Consider the following 380-nt stretch of genomic DNA (forward strand, 5'->3'; position numbering starts at 1 on the left):
TATCTTCCACAAGTGATGAATAACCGATAAATGCTACTTTACCTTTTCCAACTTTAGAAATTGCTACATAGGGACCTTCTGCTTTACCGCCCCTATTATGAATACCTTGATCTACAGCATGTGACCATTTACTTTTCGCTGGCAATTGTTCTGGTGTATACACAATACCTTTTGCTTTCTCTGGATTAGTAATTGCTAATGTCGATCCGGCATGCATGGATACAGATTTCACACCTTCAGTAATACCGAAACTTTCTTTTGAAGAAACAATATTGCTCGTATTTAAATCACCTAGTGCATTATATCGAAAACGTACGCCAAAGTTTGTAGATAACCAATCTGAACTTTTCACACCTTGCATTGCAGTAGAACTTTTTTCT

At 36.8% G+C, this 380-nt stretch carries 1 protein-coding gene; it reads right to left on the reverse strand.

From position 1 onward, the window contains the following. Positions 1 to 380 (reverse strand): hypothetical protein (locus tag GUI43_RS35265; RefSeq protein ID WP_211326819.1); only part of this gene is annotated, 380 nt, incomplete at both ends.

This window comes from Micromonospora noduli (genome assembly GCF_003264365.1).
GTDB classification, from domain to species: domain Bacteria; phylum Actinomycetota; class Actinomycetes; order Mycobacteriales; family Micromonosporaceae; genus Micromonospora; species Micromonospora noduli.